A 462-nucleotide genomic window follows, 5' to 3' on the forward strand; every position below is an offset into this window, starting at 1 on the left:
CGGCGGGGGTGGTGGGTTCTTCGGTTGATCGTTTGATCTGTGAGGTGCGGGATGGTCTACAAGGCTGAGTACATCTGGGTTGATGGGGCTGTGCCTACGGCGGGGGTGCGGTCGAAGACGCGGGTGCTTGCTGATGGTGCTGTGCCGGGGGTGTGGGGGTTCGATGGTTCGTCGACCGGGCAGGCGGTGGGGCATTCTTCGGATCGGGTGTTGCGGCCGGTGTTCACGTGCGCGGATCCGGTGCGGGGTGGGGAGCATGTGCTTGTGTTGTGTGAGGTGGAGGGGATTGATTTTGTGCCGCATGCCTCCAACATGCGGGCTGGGGCTCGGGAGGTGGCTGAGCGGTTTGGGGCGCAGGACGTTTGGTTTGGGATTGAGCAGGAGTACACGTTGTTTCGGGGTGGGCGGCCGTTGGGGTTTCCGGAGGGTGGGGGGTTTCCGGCGGCGCAGGGTCCCTATTAC

General features: G+C 64.3%; 1 protein-coding gene. It reads left to right on the plus strand.

Features of this window, described 5'->3' with window-relative positions:
• Window positions 1-51 precede the first annotated feature (51 nt).
• On the plus strand, window positions 52-462 hold a 411-nt coding region (locus IZR01_RS49570), incomplete at its 3' end, for a glutamine synthetase beta-grasp domain-containing protein (protein ID WP_194927930.1).

The sequence above is a fragment of the Catenulispora pinisilvae genome, assembly GCF_015356865.1.
GTDB classification, from domain to species: Bacteria; Actinomycetota; Actinomycetes; order Streptomycetales; family Catenulisporaceae; genus Catenulispora; species Catenulispora pinisilvae.